This window comes from Cyanobium sp. Cruz-8D1 (assembly GCF_024345975.1).
Lineage (GTDB): Bacteria > Cyanobacteriota > Cyanobacteriia > PCC-6307 > Cyanobiaceae > Cyanobium.
This window is the reverse complement of sequence record NZ_JAGQCD010000002.1, coordinates 154,721-172,076: the sequence shown is the minus strand read 5'-3', so window position 1 is coordinate 172,076 and position 17,356 is coordinate 154,721. Positions and strand designations below refer to the sequence as shown.

The 17,356-nt window shown below is 69.4% G+C and carries 16 protein-coding genes; 12 read left to right on the top strand and 4 right to left on the bottom strand.

Going from position 1 to position 17,356, the window contains the following annotated elements; translation table 11 throughout:
- From KBZ33_RS02300 to KBZ33_RS02280, 5 genes are all read left to right on the top strand, one after another.
- Entirely contained in the window at positions 1-150 is a 150-nt protein-coding gene (locus tag KBZ33_RS02300; RefSeq protein ID WP_254949955.1) for a DUF924 family protein, read from the top strand.
- Positions 151-158: 8 nt separating this feature from the next.
- Positions 159-362, top strand: a complete 204-nt coding sequence (locus KBZ33_RS02295; protein WP_255011480.1) for a DUF924 family protein — start codon at positions 159-161, stop codon at positions 360-362.
- 10 nt (positions 363-372) lie between these two features.
- Positions 373-1,437 (top strand): oxygenase MpaB family protein, encoded by a 1,065-nt coding sequence (locus KBZ33_RS02290; protein WP_254949958.1) that lies wholly within the window; start codon positions 373-375, stop codon positions 1,435-1,437.
- Positions 1,438-1,499: 62 nt separating this feature from the next.
- Positions 1,500-2,825, top strand: coding sequence for an amino acid permease (locus KBZ33_RS02285; protein WP_254949960.1), 1,326 nt, complete (start codon positions 1,500-1,502; stop codon positions 2,823-2,825).
- A complete protein-coding gene (locus KBZ33_RS02280; protein ID WP_254949961.1) occupies positions 2,822-4,420 on the top strand; it encodes a glycine betaine ABC transporter substrate-binding protein in 1,599 nt (532 codons plus the stop codon). The genes KBZ33_RS02285 and KBZ33_RS02280 overlap by 4 nt, the downstream gene beginning before the upstream one ends.
- On the opposite strand, the gene KBZ33_RS02275 is transcribed toward KBZ33_RS02280, so the two are convergent.
- From KBZ33_RS02275 to KBZ33_RS02265, 3 genes are read right to left on the bottom strand one after another with little or no spacing between them, the layout of a single operon-like run.
- A complete protein-coding gene (locus KBZ33_RS02275) occupies positions 4,381-4,899 on the bottom strand; it encodes a universal stress protein (RefSeq protein ID WP_254949963.1) in 519 nt (172 codons plus the stop codon). The two genes, KBZ33_RS02280 and KBZ33_RS02275, sit on opposite strands and share 40 nt — an antisense overlap.
- 10 nt (positions 4,900-4,909) lie before the next feature.
- Positions 4,910-5,623 carry a hypothetical protein gene (locus tag KBZ33_RS02270; protein ID WP_254949965.1) on the bottom strand — a complete coding sequence of 238 codons (714 nt, stop codon included), beginning with the start codon at positions 5,621-5,623 and terminating at the stop codon, positions 4,910-4,912.
- Positions 5,624-5,630: 7 nt separating this feature from the next.
- A complete protein-coding gene (locus KBZ33_RS02265) occupies positions 5,631-7,208 on the bottom strand; it encodes a ferredoxin--nitrite reductase (protein ID WP_254949967.1) in 1,578 nt (525 codons plus the stop codon).
- A 206-nt stretch (positions 7,209-7,414) separates the two neighbouring features.
- Between KBZ33_RS02265 and KBZ33_RS02260 the strand changes: the two genes are divergently transcribed.
- The 6 genes from KBZ33_RS02260 (at position 7,415) to KBZ33_RS02235 (ending at position 14,401) form a co-directional block, all read left to right on the top strand.
- Positions 7,415-8,524 (top strand): anthranilate phosphoribosyltransferase, encoded by a 1,110-nt coding sequence (locus KBZ33_RS02260; protein WP_254949969.1) that lies wholly within the window; start codon positions 7,415-7,417, stop codon positions 8,522-8,524.
- 175 nt (positions 8,525-8,699) lie between these two features.
- The gene (locus KBZ33_RS02255; RefSeq protein WP_254949971.1) at positions 8,700-10,007 is read left to right on the top strand and encodes a CmpA/NrtA family ABC transporter substrate-binding protein; all 1,308 of its coding nucleotides are present in this window, start codon (positions 8,700-8,702) and stop codon (positions 10,005-10,007) included.
- Between the two features lie 57 nt (positions 10,008-10,064).
- Positions 10,065-10,898 (top strand): nitrate ABC transporter permease, encoded by an 834-nt coding sequence (ntrB, locus tag KBZ33_RS02250; RefSeq protein ID WP_254949972.1) that lies wholly within the window; start codon positions 10,065-10,067, stop codon positions 10,896-10,898.
- A 2-nt stretch (positions 10,899-10,900) separates the two neighbouring features.
- Positions 10,901-12,898 (top strand): nitrate ABC transporter ATP-binding protein, encoded by a 1,998-nt coding sequence (locus tag KBZ33_RS02245; protein ID WP_254949973.1) that lies wholly within the window; start codon positions 10,901-10,903, stop codon positions 12,896-12,898.
- A 34-nt stretch (positions 12,899-12,932) separates the two neighbouring features.
- Positions 12,933-13,766 (top strand): nitrate ABC transporter ATP-binding protein, encoded by an 834-nt coding sequence (locus KBZ33_RS02240; RefSeq protein ID WP_254949975.1) that lies wholly within the window; start codon positions 12,933-12,935, stop codon positions 13,764-13,766.
- 173 nt (positions 13,767-13,939) lie between these two features.
- A complete protein-coding gene (locus KBZ33_RS02235; RefSeq protein ID WP_255011477.1) occupies positions 13,940-14,401 on the top strand; it encodes a helix-turn-helix domain-containing protein in 462 nt (153 codons plus the stop codon).
- Here the strand turns inward: KBZ33_RS02235 and KBZ33_RS02230 are convergent.
- Entirely contained in the window at positions 14,339-16,561 is a 2,223-nt protein-coding gene (locus KBZ33_RS02230) for a molybdopterin oxidoreductase family protein (RefSeq protein WP_254949978.1), read from the bottom strand. The genes KBZ33_RS02235 and KBZ33_RS02230 overlap by 63 nt on opposite strands.
- 157 nt (positions 16,562-16,718) lie before the next feature.
- On the opposite strand from KBZ33_RS02230, the gene KBZ33_RS02225 reads away from it, so the two are divergent.
- The gene (locus KBZ33_RS02225; RefSeq protein WP_254949979.1) at positions 16,719-17,327 is read left to right on the top strand and encodes a histidine phosphatase family protein; all 609 of its coding nucleotides are present in this window, start codon (positions 16,719-16,721) and stop codon (positions 17,325-17,327) included.
- The last annotated feature ends 29 nt before the right edge of the window (positions 17,328-17,356 follow it).

The following is a 17,356-nucleotide window of genomic DNA, read 5'->3' as shown; positions in this document are numbered from 1 at the left end:
ATGCCGACCCCGGAGGAGGTGCTGCACTTCTGGTTTGAAGAGATTCCCCCCTCCGCCTGGTTCCGGCCCGGCCCCGAGGGCGACCGGGTCGTGCGGGAACGCTTCGCTGCGCTCACCGAGCAGGCCCTGGGCGGCGGCCGTTCTGGCTGATGCCCCTGATGCACAGTGAGGATCTGGCCCTGCAGGAGCTGGGCCTGCCCCTGTTCGAGCAGCACACCGACGCCCGCACCGCCGACTTCGCCCGCCGCCACCTGGACGTGATCGCCCGCTTCGGTCGCTTTCCCCATCGCAACCGGGTCCTCGGCCGGCCCAGTACCAGCAAGGGGCTGGCGTTCCTGCAGCAGCCCGGCTCCCGCTTCTGATCCCTGCCCGATGCCCTCCCCCACCGACTCCTCAGGCGCCGACGCGACCCTCCGGGCCGCCGAAGCCACCGCCCATCGGCTGGCGGGCGAGCTGTTTGCCTGGGACCTCACCCAGGCCCTGGAGCTGGCCCTGCTCAAGACCTTCTGCGTGCCCTCCATCTCCGGACTGCTGGCCCGCACCGGGGAGTTCGAGCGCCGGCCGCGCAAGCGTTACGACGACACGGGCCTGATGGTGGCTGAACTGCTGCGCCATGGCCCCGGCAGCCCGGCCGGGGCCGCGGTGATCGAGCGCATGAACCGCATCCATGGCCACTACGCGATCAGCAACGACGATTTCCTCTATGTGCTCTCCACCTTCGTGGCCGAGCCGATCCGCTGGCTGGCCCGCTACGGCTGGCGGCCCCTGACCCCCCTGGAGCAGGAGCACCTGTTCCGCTTCTGGTGCGGGGTGGGCGAACGGATGGGGATCGCGAACCTGCCGGACAGCCTCGCGGCACTGCTGGCCCTGAACGAGCGGGTGGAGCGGGAGGCCTTCGCCCCGGCCGCCACCAACCGGCGCATCGCCGAGGCCACCCGGGCCATGCTGCTGGCCGACTGGCCCGCACCCCTGCGCCCCGCCCTGCGGCGGGGGCTGCTGGGCCTGCTGGATGGCCAGACCTGCGTGGCCCTGGGCTGGAGCACCCCGCCCGACTGGCTGCAGACACTGGTGCTGCAGGCCCTGCGAGGCCGCAGCCGGGCCGCCGCCCTGGTGGCCAGCGCCCGCCGCCGCCTGGGCCGGCCCGCCGCCGCCCGCTTCTATTCCCAGCAGCCCACCCCCAGCTACGGCGCCGCGTTCCGGCTCGAGCAGCTGGGTCCACCGCCGTTACTGGCGGATCTGGCTAAGCAAGAGGTACCGTCTTTTTCCCGCCCGCCCATGGTCGACCCTTTGCAGTCCCCCCACTTCGCCATCGCGCGCACGGAGGACGGCTGGATCATCGAGGCCCGCGTCACCAAGGATCAGCAGGGGGACTGGCTGCTGAGCCGCCACGAACTGGACGAGCTCCACGCCCTGCTGGAACGGGTGATCGCCTCCTGACCCGCTCCGCTCCCCCCGATCCGGTCTCCCCGGAGCTGGAGTCGCCGGGCCGCCTGCTCAACGTGCTGGGGGTGACCTTCGGCATCGCCGGCGCGGTGGGTGGCACCATCGGAGCCGGCATTTTGCGCACCCCCGGCCTGGTGGCCGCCCAGCTGGGCAGCGGCCCCTGGGTGTTGGCGGCCTGGCTGGCCGGCGGCCTCTATGCCCTGCTCGGCGCCATCGCCGTGGCGGAGCTGGGGGCCAGCCTGCCCCTGGCCGGCGGCTGGTACGTCTACGCCCGTCGCTGCTTCGGCGATGCCGCCGGCTTCAGCGTGGGCTGGATGGACTGGATCGGCCACTGCACCGGCATCGCCTGGGTGGCGATCACCATCGGCGAGTACACGCTGTTCCTGCTGCCGGGCCTGGAGTTGCCCGGGAAGCTGGTGGGGCTGGCGGTGGTGGCCCTGTTCACCCTCATCCAGCTGCTGGGAGTGGAGGCCGGCAGCGGCAGCCAGAAGCTGCTCAGCCTGGCCAAGGCGCTCGCCTTCCTGGCGGTGGTGGCGGCCTGCTTCCTGCTGGGCGGCCCCGACACCCGCGCCGCTGCCGGCGCGGCGATCTCCACCCCTGCAACGGCCCTGGCCACCCCGGCGGGCTGGATGGGTCTGGCGGTGGCGCTGGTGTTCTCCCTGCAGGCGATCGTCACCACCTACGACGGCTGGCACAGCCCCATCTACTTCTCCGAGGAGTTCAGCGAACCCCAGGAGGACCTGCCCCGCTCCCTGATCGGCGGTGTGCTGGCCGTGATCGTCCTCTACACCCTGTTCAACCTGGCCCTGCTGCGGGTGCTGCCCCTGAAGGTGATCGCCGTCTCCAGCCTGCCGGTGGCGGATGCGGCCGCCCTGCTGTTCGGCGCCTTCGGCGGCCAGGCGATCACCGTCCTGGCCCTGGTGTCCCTGGCGGGCCTGATCAACGCCTCGATCATGGGCGCCCCCCGCATCCTCTACGGCCTCAGCCGCGACAAGCTGTTCAGCCCCTTGGTCGACCGGGTCAACCGGGGCGGCACCCCCACCGTGGCCCTGGTGCTCACCAGCCTGGCCTCGGCCCTGCTGGTGCTCGCCGGCGACTTCACGATCCTGCTCGGGCTGGCGGCGTTCCTCTACGTGAGCCTCTACCTGGTGGGGATCGTCTGCCTGTTCGTGCTGCGCCGGCGGGAGCCGGAGCGGCCACGGCCGTTCAAGGCCTGGGGCCACCCGTGGAGCACCGCCATCGTGCTGGTGGGGTCGATCGCCTTCCTGGTCGGCGCCCTGCTCAACGACACCGCCAACAGCAGCTGGGCCCTGCTGCTGATCGGCGTGAGTGTGCCCCTGTTCTGGGCCACCCGGGCCCTGACAGCGGCCGAAGCGCCATGAGCGGCCCGTGGCCGCCGGCCTGGTGGGACGGCGCCCTGGCGGGGGAGATCCTGCAGCGCAGCGGCGAGCACCTGCTGCTGGTGGGCAGCGCCATCGGCCTGGCCCTGGCGATCAGCCTGCCGCTGGGCCTGTGGATCAGCCGCCGGCCCCACTGGGCCGGGCCGGTGCTGGCGGTGGCCAGCACCGTGCAGACGGTGCCGAGCCTGGCGATCTTCGGGCTGCTGCTCACCGTGCCGCTGCTGGGGGGCATCGGCACCACACCGGCGATCGTGGCCCTCACCCTCTACGCCCTGCTGCCCCTGCTGCGGGGTCTGGTCACCGGCCTGGCCCAGGTGCCCCCGGGGCTGAAGCAGGCCGGCCAAGCCCTCGGACTCAGCGGGCGCCAGGTGCTGCTGCACGTGGAGCTGCCCCTGGCCCTGCCCACCCTGATGGCCGGCCTCCGGGTGGCCACGGTGATCGGCGTAGGTGTGGCCACGATCGCCGCGGCCATCGGCGCCGGCGGCCTTGGGGTGTTCATCTTCCGGGGCATCGCCACGGTGAACAACGGCCTGATCCTGGCCGGGGCCCTGCCGGCCGCCGCGATCGCCCTGCTCGCCGATGGCGGCCTGGGCCTGCTGGAACGACGGCTGGCCCAGCCCCGTGCCAAGGGTCCCAGCGGCGGCCGGCGACGGGGGCTCGCCTGGATCCTGGCGGGCCTGGCCCTCGGGGCCGTGCTGGCGCTGCGGCTGCTGCCGGCCAGCGGCGCCGGCACGGTGCGGATCGGCAGCAAGAGCTTCACCGAGCAGCTGATCCTGGGGGAACTGCTGGCCCAGCAGATCGAGGCCAGCACGCCGCTGAAGGTGAAGCGGGACTTCGGCCTGGGGGGCACCGGCCTGATCCACGCCGCCGTGCGCAGCGGCCGCATCGACGGTTACGTGGAATACACCGGTACCGCCTGGACCACGTTGCTTGACCAGCCGCTGCCGCCGCCGGACACGCCCGATCCGGCGCGGCGGGTGTTCGAGCAGACGCGCCGGCTGTATGGCGAGCGCTTCGGGCTCACCTTGTTCCCCTCCCTGGGGTTCGAGAACAGCTTCGCGATCCTGGTGCGCCGCGCTGAGGCGCGCCGGCTGGGGATCGCCACGATCAGCGAGGCGGCCCCCCACACCCCCCGCTGGCGGGCGGGCTTCGGCTACGAATTCCTCAACCGGCCGGATGGCTTCGCCGGCCTGGCCCGGAGCTACGGGTTGCGCTTCGCCCAGCCGCCCGAGGCGATGGATCTGGGCCTCACCTACCGGGCCCTGGCCGAGGGGCGGCTCGACCTGATCGCCGGCGACACCACCAACGGCCTGATCCCCGCCCTCGACCTGCAACAGCTGCGGGACGACCGCCACTACTTCCCGCCCTACGAAGCCGTACCCGTGTTCAACGCGGCCACCCTGCGGCGGCGGCCGGAACTGGTGCCGGTGATCGAGGCGCTGGCCGGCCGCATCCCCGCCGCCACGATGCAGCGCCTCAATGCCCAGGTCGACCTCGAGGGCCTGGGTGTGGCGGAGGTGGTGCGCCGCTGGCGCCTTCAGCAGGCCGGCGCGGTCGGGGCCGAGGGAGCCTCCTGATCGTTGCCGGCGGCGGGCTCCGGGCTCCGAAACACCAGCACGGGCAGGTCGGAGTGGGTCAGCACCCGCTGGGTCTCGCTGCCCAGCAGCAGCCCGGCGAGACCGCGACGGCCATGGGAGGCCATGAAGATCAGGTCGCAGCCATGGCGGCTGGCGGCCTCGATGATCGCCTCGTAGACGACGGGGTGATCGCCCACGGCCGTGTCGCAGCGGACGCCCGCCGCCTCGGCCAGGGCGCGGGCCCGCTCCAGCAGCCCGGCGGCGTAGGCCCGCTCCGCCCGGCTGAACTGCGCCACCACGGCAGGATCGAGCAACACCGGATCGCCGTAGAGGGAGCCCTGGGGTGGCATCGCCAGGTTGGCGAGCACGTGCAGGAAGGTGATGGTCGCGCCGGTCTCGCTGGCGTAGCTCACCGCCCGCCGGATGGTGCCGTCGGAGAGATCGGAGCCGTCGGTGGGCACCAGCAGGTGACGGAACATCGGCCTCGCCTCATGGGCGCTGGGGTGGATTCCATGATCGCCCGGCGGCCGTGACCCCACCGGCCCCTGCGAGGCGCCGCTCCACTCGCTGCGCCAGTTCCGGGGCCAGCCGGCCCCGATCAAGACCGGCCAGGTCCCCCCGGCCCGCCGGCAGACGGGCCAGCAGGTCCACGGCCGTGGCCGCCAGGGCGGGATCGAGATCCCCGATGAGATGGCACAGGGTCTGCCGCAGTGGGGCCGCCGGCCAGGCGGCGAGCCCCACCGCCAGGCCCTCCAGGGCGGCCCGGCGCTGCTGCAGCGGCAGGGGGGCCAGGGCCCGCTGCCGCAGCAGCTGGAAATCCTCGGGATCGCGCTGGTGGCCCAGCAGCGGCAGCAACAGCTCGATCCGCCCAGCGCCAGGGCTGTCTCCCTCCAGGGCCTGCCGCAACAGGACTCGGCAACGGGGATGGCGGCGGCGGCCGATCACGGCCAGCAGGGCCGGATCGGCGGCGGGCTCAGCCAGCCACCAGACCAGCAGCCGGGCCGCCGCCGGGCCATCGAGCCAATCCGCCAGGGCGCCCAGCAGATCCAGGGCGGGCCGCAGCTGGCCGGCCTCCACCGCCTGCAGCCAGGGCTCCAGGTCAAGGTCCTGGGCCCGCCGCAGGCCCTGCAGCCAGGGCCAGCGCTCGGGGCTGCCGCTGGCGGGCAACTGCAGGGGATCCCAGGCGGCGAGAGCGGCGGTCACGAGGCCGTCACGGTGCGGACCGCCGCCGGGCGCCGAAGCGTTCCACCAGCAACCCTTCCAGCACATCCGCGAGCTCGGAGAGGGGCACCGCCTTCTCGTGCAGCTCGGCCAGCTGCGGGTCCTGATCCAGGCGCCCCCCCAGGAAGATCTTGGCCGCCTCCACCAGCTGGCCGTCCTGGCGGGCCTTGGCCCCCATCAGGCCGATCTGGCCCATGTAGGGCTGGCCGCAGGCGTTGGGGCAGCCGGTCCAGTGGCTGCGCACGGCCTCGGGCAGCTCCAGCCGCCGCTCCAGTTCGTCGAGCACCGCCTGGGCGGTGCGCTTGGTGGGGATCAGAGCAAAGCTGCAGTAGCGGCTGCCCGTGCAGCTCACCGCTTCGGCCTGCAGGGCGCCGGGCTCCAGGCGGAACCGTTCCAGCAGGGGTTCGGCCTCCAGGGCCCCGAGGCGGTCGGTCGGCACATTCACGATCAGCACGTTCTGGGCCTCGGTGAGGCGCAGCTCACCGCTGCCGTAGGTGCGGGCCAGGCGGGCCAGCTCGAGCATGGAGCTGGCGTCGAGGCGCCCCATCGGCACATGCAGCCCCGCCCAATGCAGGCCCGCCTGCTTCTGGGCCTGGACTCCCAGCCCGTCGCGGGGGGCCCGCACCACCAGATGGCGGCCATCGTGGGGCAGGGGCGCCGGCGCTGATTCCCCGGCCAGCTCCTGATAGGCCGCCACCACGGCGGCGCGGTAGGCCTCCAGCCCCAGGCCATCGATGAGGTACATCAGCCGGCTTTTGTTGCGCTGGACCCGGTTGCCGTGGGCGTCGTAATGGCGCAGCAGGGCCAGGGTGAAGGCGGGCAGCTGGTCGGGCCGCAGCCAGAGGCCGAGGGGAACGGCCAGTTCGTTGCGCTGGGCCGAGAAAAAGCCGCCCACCATCACCGTGAAACCGAGGGGCGCGGCCGGATCCTGCGGGTGGGGCGCCGGCAGGAAGGCCAGGTCGTTGTGCAGCAGGAAGCTGTCGGGGGCGCCACCCACCGCCACGTTGAACTTGCGCGGCAGGTTGCGGGGGCCGTCGTCGGCCAGCAGCCGGGCCTGGATGGCGTCCACCAGTGGCCGGGTGTCGACCAGTTCCTCCGGATCGAGGCCGGCCAGGGGGTTGCCGGTGATGTTGCGGGGGTTGTCGTGGCCCGACTGGCGGCTGGTGAGGCCCACACGCTCCATCGCCGCCAGCAGGGGTGGCATGTCCTCCAGCAACAGGCCCCGCAGCTGCAGGTTCTGGCGGGTGGTGATGTCGGCGCTGCCGTGGTCACCGCAGCGGTCGACCGCATCGGCCAGCAGCTCCAGCGGCTCGGCGTCGATCACACCATTGGGCAGCCGCAGGCGCACCATGAAGCGACCGGGGGTGACGGGGCGGAAGAAGATCCCCAGCCACTTCAGCCGGATCGTCAGGGTGGCCTCATCCAGGCTGTCCCAGCCCGCCGCGGCCAGTTCCGCCAGCCGGGGGGCCAGATCCAGGCCGCAGAGATCCGCCTTGGCCTGTTCCACCTTGCTGAGGCTGGGCGCTGGCGGCGTGGTGAGCTCGGTGCTGGTGTCGGTGCTGTTCATGCGGAAGCGGCGGTCCGCATGGCGACCATGCGGAGGATCCCTGCCAGGCAGGAGGACGCAGAGAAACCCTCGGGGGGTCGTCTAAGGCCGGGACGCCGATGAGAGCTGCGCCGTCGGGAACGATCGTCTGTCGGGGAGCGCCAGGGAAAGCTGCGCCGACCCACCGATCAACAAGGGCTTAGTTTCCGCCATGGAACTGTCCGCCCATGTCGTCACTGTTACCAGAACCGGCCAGCCTGGGGCCCGACGCCGCTTCGGATCGACGCCAGGTCCGCCTGCGGGCGCTCGGCCCTGAGCGGGCCCGCTTCCGTGAGCTGATCGGCAAGGTGGGCAGCGGCGAACACACCAGCACCGGCCTGGATCGCCAGCAGGCCGCTGAGGCGATGGACCTGATGCTCCGCGGGCTGGTCGATGACGCCCAGATGGGGGCCTTCCTGATCGCCCACCGCATCCGGCGCCCCCACCCCACCGAGCTCTCCGGCATGCTCGACAGCTACCGCCGTTGCGGCCCGGTGCTGGAAACCCCCGGGCGGCGACCACTCTGCTTCGGGGTGCCCTACGACGGCCGCAGCCGCACCGCACCGCTGTTGCCCCTGGTGGCCCTGGTGCTGGCCAGCGACGATCTGCCGGTGGTGCTGCACGGCGGCGACCCGATGCCGGTGAAGTTCGGCGTCACCCTGGCCGAGCTGTTCGAGGCGATCGGCATCCCCTCGACCGGCCTGCCGCTGAGCGCGGTGCAGCACCGCCTCGACCGCCATGGGCTGGCCCTCACCCACCAGCCCGACCATTTCCCCTGGGCCGAACGCCTGGTGCCGGTGAGGGACGCCATCGGCAAACGGCCGCCGGTGGCGAGCCTGGAGTTGCTGTGGACGCCGCACCGTGGGGAGCACCTGCTGGTGAGCGGCTTCGTCCATCCCCCCACCGAGACCCGCGCCTGGCAGGCCCTGCAGGACTGCGACGAGACCGACCTGCTGACGGTGAAGGGACTGGAGGGCTCCACCGACCTGCCCACCTCCCGCGCCGGCATCACCGCCCGGGTGCGCCAGGGAGCCACCCAGCGCATCCTGCTCCACCCCCGCGACCACGGCATCACCAGCGCCGAGGTGCCCTGGCAGGGCCTCCAGCTTTGGCGATCGCAGGCCCTGGAAGCCCTCTGCGGCGAAGGCGCCCTGATGCCGGCGCTGCGCTGGAACGTGGCGGCCTACCTGTGGTTCGCCGGGCGGTTCGAGCGCCTCGAAGACGCCCTGGAACGGGCCACGGGCCTGCTGCTGGCCCGCAGCGGCGAACGCCTGCGTCGCCAACTTGCGAATCGGTAACCAACGCGACTCTGGAGGAAGCTGTCGCCGTGGTCTCTTGAATCGTGTCTGGTCAGCCTTTGCGCCAGCCACCCAACCTTCGCCAGCACGGTGCGCTTTGTTGTGAGGCCCGTCCTGAGAACACATGCACCTGCAGGTGCCTTCCTCCGGTCCTCCCTGGCACTCCCTTGGCTCCATGTCCAACCTTTCCCGTCGCCAATTCCTGATCACCGCCGCCGGCACCACGGCCGGCGCCATCTGGCTCAGTGCCTGTGGTGGCACCAAGGAAGCGGCCACCCCCGCACCGGCTGGTGGTGGCAGCGATGCCCCTGAAGTCACCGGCGTGTCCCTCGGCTTCATCGCCCTCACCGACGCCGCTCCGCTGATCATTGCCAAGGAGAAGGGCTTCTTCGCCAAACACGGCATGCCGGAGGTGAAGGTGATGAAGCAGACCTCCTGGGCCGTCACCCGCGACAACCTGGAATTGGGAGGAGCGGGCGGCGGCATCGAGGGTGCCCACATCCTCACGCCGATGCCCCTGCTGCTGGCGGCAGGCAAGATCACCAAGAGCAAGCAGCCGCTGCCGATGGCCACCCTGGCCCGGCTGAATCTCCAGGGACAGGGCCTGTCGGTCTCGAAGGACTTTCTGGCCAACAAGCTCACCATCGACAACAAGGCGGGTCTCGCCGATGCCGTGGCCGCCACGGCCAAGACCGGCAGGAAGTTCAAGGCCGCGGTCACCTTCCCTGGCGGCACCCACGACCTGTGGATGCGCTACTGGCTGGCCGCCAACGGCATCGACCCCAACAAGGACGCCGACCTGGTGGTGGTCCCCCCGCCCCAGATGGTGGCCAACATGCAGACCGGCACCATGGACACCTTCTGCGTCGGCGAGCCCTGGAACCAGCGCCTCGTCAACAAGAAGCTCGGCTACACCGCCGCGGTCACGGGTGAACTCTGGAAGTTCCACCCCGAGAAATCCTTCTCCATGCGTGCCGACTGGGTCGCGAAGAACCCCAAGGCCACCCAGGCCCTGCTGAAGGCGGTCCTGGAAGCCCAGATGTGGTGCGAAGACCCCGCCAACCTCGACGAGCTCTGTGAAATCACCTCAAAGGACAAGTACTTCAAAGCCAGCGTGGAGGACATCAAGCCCCGCCTGGCCGGCAACTTCGACTTCGGCGACGGCCGTGTCGTGACCGACAGCCCTTATCGCATGCGCTTCTGGAGCGAGAACGCCTCCTTCCCGTTCAAGAGCCACGACCAATGGTTCGTCGTTGAGGACATGCGCTGGGGCTATCTCCCCGCCAGCACCGACATCGACGCCCTGGTCAACCAGGTCAACCGCGCCGATCTCTGGAAGGAAGCGGCCAAGGCGATCGGGCAGGACAAGGCCATTCCGGCCAGTGATTCACGGGGCAAGGAAACCTTCTTTGACGGGGTCGTCTTCGACCCGGAGAATCCGAAGGCCTACCTGGACGCCCTGAAGATCAAAGCCATGTCCTGACGTTGAAGACACTCCCAACGGAGACCTCTTCACCCCGCCGCTTCCCAACCTTCCCCCATGGCCACCAGCGCAGTCGCCCGACACAATCGACCCAAACGGATCGCGCCCGTCTGGGTCGCCCAGTTATCGCCCTATCTGATCTGCATCGGCGCCTTTCTGGTGGTCTGGCAGCTGCTGTCCCTGGTCCTGGGCGTCGGCCGGCTGCCGGGGCCCGTCAATGTCGTTGTCGACACCTGGGATCCCTACATCATTCATCCGTTTTTCGATGATGGGGGGACCAGCAAGGGCCTGGCCTGGCAGATCCTGATCTCGCTGCAGCGGGTGGCCCTGGGATACGGGCTGGCCGCTGTGGTGGGGATCACCGTCGGCGGCCTCCTGGGGATGAACCGCTTCCTCGGCAAGGGCTTCGACCCTGTGATTCAGGTGTTGCGGACCGTCCCCCCCCTGGCCTGGTTTCCCATCACGCTCATGGTGTTCCAGGATTCCACGACATCGGCCATCTTTGTGATTTTCATTACGGCGATCTGGCCGATCATCATCAATACCGCCATCGGCATTCGTGAGATCCCCGAGGACTACATCAACGTGGCCAGGGTGCTGAAGCTTCCTAAGAAGGCCTACATCAAGGACATTGTCATACCTTCGACCATCCCCTATGTATTCGCCGGACTTCGCATCGCTGTGGGTTTGGCCTGGCTGGCCATCGTGGCCGCCGAAATGCTGAAGGCCGATGGGGGTATCGGCTACTTCATCTGGGATGCCTACAACGCCGGCGGTGACGCCAGCTCCAGCCAGATCATTCTGGCCATCATCTATGTGGGCATCGTGGGGTTGCTGCTGGATCGCCTGGTGGCCTTCGCCGGGCGCAAGCTCAGCAAGGGAGCCTCCTGACCATGGGCGCCCTGTTCACGGTTGACCACGTCACCCAGACCTTTCCCTTGCCGGGAGGCGGGGAGTATGTCGCCCTCAAGGATATTTTTCTCGATATCGCCGAAGGCGAATTCATCTCCCTCGTCGGCCACTCCGGCTGCGGCAAGTCCACCCTGCTCAATCTGTTGGCCGGCCTCACCAGTGCCACCCAGGGCGGCATTTTGATGAACGGACGCCAGGTCACCGATCCGGGGCCCGATCGGATGGTGGTCTTCCAGAACTATTCCCTGCTGCCCTGGCTCACGGTGCGTCAGAACATCGCCCTGGGTGTCGACAACGTGATCGCCGCCAAGGATCCCAAGGAACGGGAAGCGATCATCGAACACCACATTCAGCTGGTGGGGCTGAAGGCCGCCGCCGATAAGTACCCCAGGGAAATTTCCGGCGGCATGAAACAACGGGTCGCCATCGCCCGGGCCCTGGCCCTGCGACCGAAACTGCTGCTGCTCGATGAGCCCTTCGGCGCCCTCGATGCGCTCACCCGCGGCAACCTGCAGGAGCAGCTGATGCAGATCTGCCAGGAGGCCAAGGTCACCGCCCTGATGGTCACCCACGACGTGGACGAGGCCCTGCTGCTCTCCGACCGGGTGGTGCTGATGACCAACGGGCCCGAGGCCCACATCGACCAGATCCTTGAGGTGCCCCTGCCCCGGCCCCGCACCCAGCTGGGGGCGGTGGAGCACCCGCGCTACTACGGGCTGCGCGGCGAGATCGTGGGCTTCCTGTCGGAACAGCGCCGGGCCAGGCAGCAACGGCTCAAGCCCGCCGAGGCCATCGCCGCCAACGGCCTGGAGAAGGTGAATCTGGAGCTGGGCTTCATTCCCCTCACCGACTGCCTGCCGCTGGTGGTGGCTCAGGAGAAGGGGTTCTTCGCCAAGCACGGCCTCGGCCAGGTGCGGCTGCGGCGTGAAAGCAACTGGAAAACCCTGGAGACCCACGTCCGCCAGGGTGTGATCGATGGGGCCCTGATGGTGGCGGGGATGCCCATCGCCATGACCCTCGGTTGCAACGGGCAGCCGCCGATGCCCATGGTCAGTGCCCTCACCTTGAGCTGCAACGGCAATGCCATCACCCTGCATCGCCGCTTCCACGACGCCGGGGTGACCACCCTGGCTGAGCTCAAAGCCTGGATCGTGGCCCACCCGGGCACCAAACCGGTGCTCGCCATGGTGCATCCGGCCTCGATGCACAACCTGATCCTGCGGGCCTGGCTGGCCTCAGCGGGTATCCACCCCGAGCGTGACGTGGAGCTGCTGGTGATCCCACCCCCCCAGATGGTGGCCGCCCTCAAGGCGGGCACCATCGATGGCTACTGCGTCGGCGAACCCTGGAACTCCCGCGCCGTGCGGGAAGGTCTGGGCACCGTGATCGCCACCGATGTGGAGCTCTGGAATGGCCACGGCGAAAAGGTGCTGGGGGTGAAAGAGGCCTGGGCAGCGGCCTACCCCCGCACCCACCAGGCCCTGGTGCAGGCGCTGCTGGAGGCCTGCCGCTACTGCGACGACCCGGCCCACCGCGACGAACTGGCGGAATTGTTGTCCCAAAGTCAGTACGTAGGCACCGATGTGGCGACGATCCGGCCGGGCCTCATCGATGCCTACGACCGTGGCACCGGCGCGCCCACGTCGATGCCGTCGTTCAACCGCTTCTTCGGCCCCGAGGTCAACGAGCCGAACCCGAGTGAAGCGGTCTGGATCCTCAGCCAGCTGGGGCGCTGGGGCCTGACCAGCTTTCCCAGCAACTGGCAGGAGGTGGCCGATCGGGTGCAGGACCGCGCCCTGTTCCGGAGCGCCGCCGCCGCCCTGGGGTTGCCAGCCACCGAACGGCCCCCGTCGCCGCTGGGGGCCTTCGAAGGCGATCGCCTCGATCCGTTCGATCCCCTGGGCTATCTCGACCTTCTGGCCGTCAAAGGCCAGGTGACGGTGGCCCCGACGCCGCTGCCAGCCCCGTCCAGCCGCTGACGACCCCCTTGCGTCCCCATCCCCTTGCGCCTGCATGCAGACCCTGACGTCCCCCCAGCACACCCAAGCCGGCTCCGCTGAACCGTTCCTGGTGATCGATGGCGTCAGCAAGGTGTACCCCACCCCGCAGGGCCCCTACACCGTGCTCGACAACATCAGCCTGGAGGTGGCGGAAGGCGAATTCATCTGTGTCATCGGCCATTCCGGCTGCGGCAAATCCACCCTGCTCGACCTGGTGTCGGGCTTCGGCCAGCCCACCAGCGGCGAGGTGCGGCTGGAGTCGGTACCGATCCGCGAGCCCGGCCCTGACCGAATGGTGGTGTTTCAGAACTACTCGCTGCTGCCCTGGATGTCGGCCGCCGAAAACGTGGCCCTGGCGGTGAACAATGTGTTCCCCCATCTCAAACGCAACGGCGACGCCCGCCGGATCGTGGACAGCCACCTGGCGATGGTGGGGCTGAGTGAGGCGGCCGACAAGAAACCCGGCAGCCTGTCGGGGGGGATGAAGCAACGGGTCTCGATCGCCCGGGCCCTGGCCCTGCAGCCGAAGGTGCTGATCCTGGATGAGCCGTTCGGAGCCCTCGATCCGATCACCAAGGAGGAGCTGCAGGAGGAACTGCTCAAGATCTGGCAGGAACACAAGGTGACCGTGCTGATGATCACCCACTCGATCGATGAAGCCCTGTTCCTGGCCGACCGGGTCGTGATGATGACCAACGGCCCGGCCGCAAAGATCGGCGAGATCCTCGAGCTGCCCTTCCCGCGGCCCCGCCAGCGGGCCCAGCTGATGGAAATGCCGGAGTACTACGACGTCCGCAACCACGCCCTCGACTTCCTCTACCGACGCTACGCCCACGACGATCAGTGACACCACAACAGAGTGTCGGGATCAACATCGCCGAGGGTCACACCCTGCTGCTCGATCCAGAACATCAAGGTGGGGTCCGGTGTTTCCAGATCGAGCAGGGGCTGTTGAAGGTCTCGTTGTCAACCACCAACAACCAGGCCATCACCCTGGGATTTCTTCAAGCCGGCGATCAGTTGCCCCTGGAGTTTCAGCGCCGGGCAACGATGCATCTGGAAGCCATCACCCCGGTGCAGCTGAGCGAATGCAACGTCGACGCGCCGCAACCAGGGCAGCACAGCCTCAACGACTGGACCGTGGATCTGCTGCTGATTCGCCACCTGACAACGGCTGAACAACGCCTGACAGCCCTGTTGCGATTGCTGGCCGAACGCATCGGTTATCGACAGAAGGAATGGTATGTGTTGCCTTTCCAACTCACCCACGCCCAGATTGCCGATCTGATCGGACACACCAGGGTGACCGTGACGCAGAATTTCTCGATTCTGCGTCGAGCTCGGCTGATCGAAACCTGCCGCGGCCCGACCGGAGACCTGAGGCTCGCTCCGCGACTGGTGGAGCAGCCGGCAAGCGACTCAAGACTTCGGTTCGGACCGGAGACCTGGATGGTCACCGGAGTTCGACAGCCTCGGCTTTGACGGCGCCGCGATCGGCTTCAGCGTCACAGCCGCGGCCTTGAGTTCCGGCTGCTGGGAGATCGGGCAACCCAAGGCATGCATCAGCCGGTTGGCCTCGCAGGCCTGCTCCTGGGACGCCCCCCAGTGCATCGGCAGAAACACCGTGCCCTGGCGAATGCGCTCGGTGATCTGCACCGTGGCCGTCACGGCGCCCCGGCGGGAGATCACCTCAGCGCGGCCCGCATCGACCAATCCATGCGTTCGGGCGTCGACGGGATTCACCTCCAGCAGCGGCGCAGCGTGGGGCCGCAGCAGCCGCTCGACGTGGGCCGTGCGGGTCATGGTGTGCCACTGCTCCAGGTAGCGGCCGACGGTGAGCACCAGGGGGTAGTCGTCATCGGGGGGTTCGCCCAGGCCCATGGGCGCCTCGCTGATCAAGCGGGCGCGGCCGGAGGCCGTGGGGAAGCGGCCGGAGGTGTGCAGGCGCGGGGTGCCGCCACCCGGGGAGGTGCCGGTGGGGAAGGGCCATTGCTGGGGGCCGTGCTCGTGCAGCAACCCATGGCTGAGGCCGCTGAGATCGCACACCCGGCCTGCGGTGATCACCACGAACTCATCGAAGACCTCGGCCGAAGAGCCGTAGCGGAACTGCTCCTCAAACCCCAGGCGGCGGCCCAGCTCGGCAAAGATCGCCCAGTCGGCTCGGGCCTCGCCCGGGGGCACACGAAAGGCCGGACAGTAGGTGACACGGCGTTCGGAATTGGTCATCACCCCGGCCTTCTCACTCCACTGCGCCGCCGGCAGCACCAGGTGGGCGATGGCGGCGGTCTCGGTGCCGGCATAGGCCTCGTTGAGCACCACCATCGGGCAGCGGGCCACGGCGGCCCGCACCCGATCAAGCCAGGGCAGGCTCACCAGCGGATTGGTGGCCGCCACCCACCAGAGCCCCAGGGCGTCCCGCTCCATCGCCTCGATCTGCTCCCACACCGTGAGCCCCGATTCCGGTGCGATGGCACCGGGGGCCAGACCCCAGTGGCGTTCCAGCTCAGCGCGATGCCCGGCATCGGTGACGGAGCGGTAGCCCGGCAGCAGCTTGGCGAGGCCACCGGCTTCCCGGCCCCCCATCGCGTTGGGCTGGCCGGTGAGGGAAAAGGGCCCGGCACCGGGCTTGCCGATCTGGCCGCTGACCAGATGCAGGTTGATGATCCCGGCCACGGTGGCGGTGCCCTCGACGCTCTGGTTCACCCCCATTGACCAGAGACTCAGCACGGCGGGGCTTGCCTCCCAGCGGTCCGCGAGCTGGTGCAGCTGCCGCTCCTCGATGCCGCAGAACCGGCTCACCTTGGCGGGTGTCCACAGCGCCCACAACTCCGCCAACGCCTCAAAGCCCTCGGTCGACGCCTGCACATAGGCCCGATCCACCCCGCCCATCTCCAGCAGCAGGTGGCCGAGGCCGTGCAGCAGGGCCAGATCGGTGCCGGGCCGGATGGCCAGGTGCAGGTCGGCCGCGTCGCTGGTGGCGGTGGTGCGCGGATCCACCACCACGATCTGCAGGGCCTGCTTCTGCTTGCGCTTGCGCTTCAGCAGGCGCTGGAACAGCACCGGATGGCACTCGGCCGTGTTGGTGCCGATCAACAGCACCGTATCGGCCTGATCCAGGTCGTCGTAGCAACAGGGGGGGCCGTCGGAGCCGAAACTGCGCACATAACCCGACACGGCCGAACTCATGCACAGGCGCGAGTTGGCGTCGAAGTTGTTGCTGCCCAGCGCCCCCTTGAAGAGTTTGTTGGCGACGTAATAGTCCTCGGTCTGGAACTGCCCGGAGCCGTACATCGCCAGGCCTGAGGGGCCCTTCTCAGCCAGGGTGCGTCGCACCTGGGCCTCCAGCAGGTCAAAGGCCCGATCCCAGCTGATCGGCGCCAAGGGCTGGTCGGTGCGCTGCCGATAGAGCGGTGTGGTGAGCCGGTTGCGGTGCAGGGTCTCGCCCACGGTGGCCCCCTTGACGCAGACCTGCCCCAGGGAGGAGGGGTGCTGGCGGTCACCACGGGCCGTCCAGATGGCCTCGCTGCCGGCCGCCGCCGCTGTGGGGGGCTTCATCTCCAGGCCGCAGCCGACACCGCAGTAGGGGCACTGGGCCCGGGCCGGACCGTCGGCGGAGGAGAGAGGCGCGGAGGGGTCGCTCAAGATCGCGGGCGGACGACTGGCGCAGGCGGCTTTGCGACGGGCACTGGTGTGTCAGCAGCGGCTACCGGCCCCACCTTCCACCGTCCTGGCCAGAGTAACGAGCTTAAGTGAGCGGGACGATGTCTCCCCGCCAGAGCCCTTCCGTGACGCTCCAACCGTGACAACGATCCAGAACGGCCCCGCCCCCGCCGCCGAGGTGGTGCTCATTCGCCACGGCGAAACGGCCTGGAGCCTCTCGGGACAACACACCGGCAGCACCGACATCCCCCTCACCGAACGGGGGGAGGCGGCCGCCCGCGGACTGGCTCCGGTCCTGGCAGCCAGCCCGTTCTCCCTGGTGCTGTCCAGCCCGCTGCAGCGGGCCCGGCGCACCTGCGAACTGGCGGGCCTGGCCGGGCAGGCCCACCTTGAGCCCGATCTCATCGAATGGAACTACGGGGCCTATGAAGGACTGACGAACACAGAGATCCAGGGTCTGCGGCCCGGCTGGATGGTGTTCCGCGACGGCTGTCCTGAGGGGGAGAGTCCTGCCCAGGTGGGGGACCGGGTCGACCGGGTGATTCACCGGCTGCAGCAGAGCGGTGGCCGGGTGGCCCTGTTCGCCCACGGGCATCTGCTGCGGGTGTTCGTGGCGCGCTGGATCGGGCTGCCGCCCAGCCACGGCGCCCACTTCCTGCTCGACACCGCCACGCTCACGATTCTTTCCAACTACCGAGGACTCCCGGCCGTGAAGTGCTGGAATGCAGCGCTGAATCCGGTGGCCTGATGGCTCTGCCGCGTTCCTTTACCTGGGCG

What these genes read in the sequence shown, in the direction of transcription:
- KBZ33_RS02275 (WP_254949963.1), bottom strand. Translation starts at nt 4,899, where the DNA reads ATGTTCCGTCACCTGCTGGTGCCCACCGACGGCTCCGATCTCTCCGAC.
- KBZ33_RS02295 (WP_255011480.1), top strand. Translation starts at nt 159, where the DNA reads ATGCACAGTGAGGATCTGGCCCTGCAGGAGCTGGGCCTGCCCCTGTTC.
- KBZ33_RS02280 (WP_254949961.1), top strand. Translation starts at nt 2,822, where the DNA reads ATGAGCGGCCCGTGGCCGCCGGCCTGGTGGGACGGCGCCCTGGCGGGG.
- KBZ33_RS02265 (WP_254949967.1), bottom strand. Translation starts at nt 7,208, where the DNA reads ATGAACAGCACCGACACCAGCACCGAGCTCACCACGCCGCCAGCGCCC.
- KBZ33_RS02290 (WP_254949958.1), top strand. Translation starts at nt 373, where the DNA reads ATGCCCTCCCCCACCGACTCCTCAGGCGCCGACGCGACCCTCCGGGCC.
- KBZ33_RS02255 (WP_254949971.1), top strand. Translation starts at nt 8,700, where the DNA reads ATGTCCAACCTTTCCCGTCGCCAATTCCTGATCACCGCCGCCGGCACC.
- ntrB (WP_254949972.1), top strand. Translation starts at nt 10,065, where the DNA reads ATGGCCACCAGCGCAGTCGCCCGACACAATCGACCCAAACGGATCGCG.
- KBZ33_RS02240 (WP_254949975.1), top strand. Translation starts at nt 12,933, where the DNA reads ATGCAGACCCTGACGTCCCCCCAGCACACCCAAGCCGGCTCCGCTGAA.
- KBZ33_RS02300 (WP_254949955.1), top strand. Translation starts at nt 1, where the DNA reads ATGCCGACCCCGGAGGAGGTGCTGCACTTCTGGTTTGAAGAGATTCCC.
- KBZ33_RS02245 (WP_254949973.1), top strand. Translation starts at nt 10,901, where the DNA reads ATGGGCGCCCTGTTCACGGTTGACCACGTCACCCAGACCTTTCCCTTG.
- KBZ33_RS02260 (WP_254949969.1), top strand. Translation starts at nt 7,415, where the DNA reads ATGTCGTCACTGTTACCAGAACCGGCCAGCCTGGGGCCCGACGCCGCT.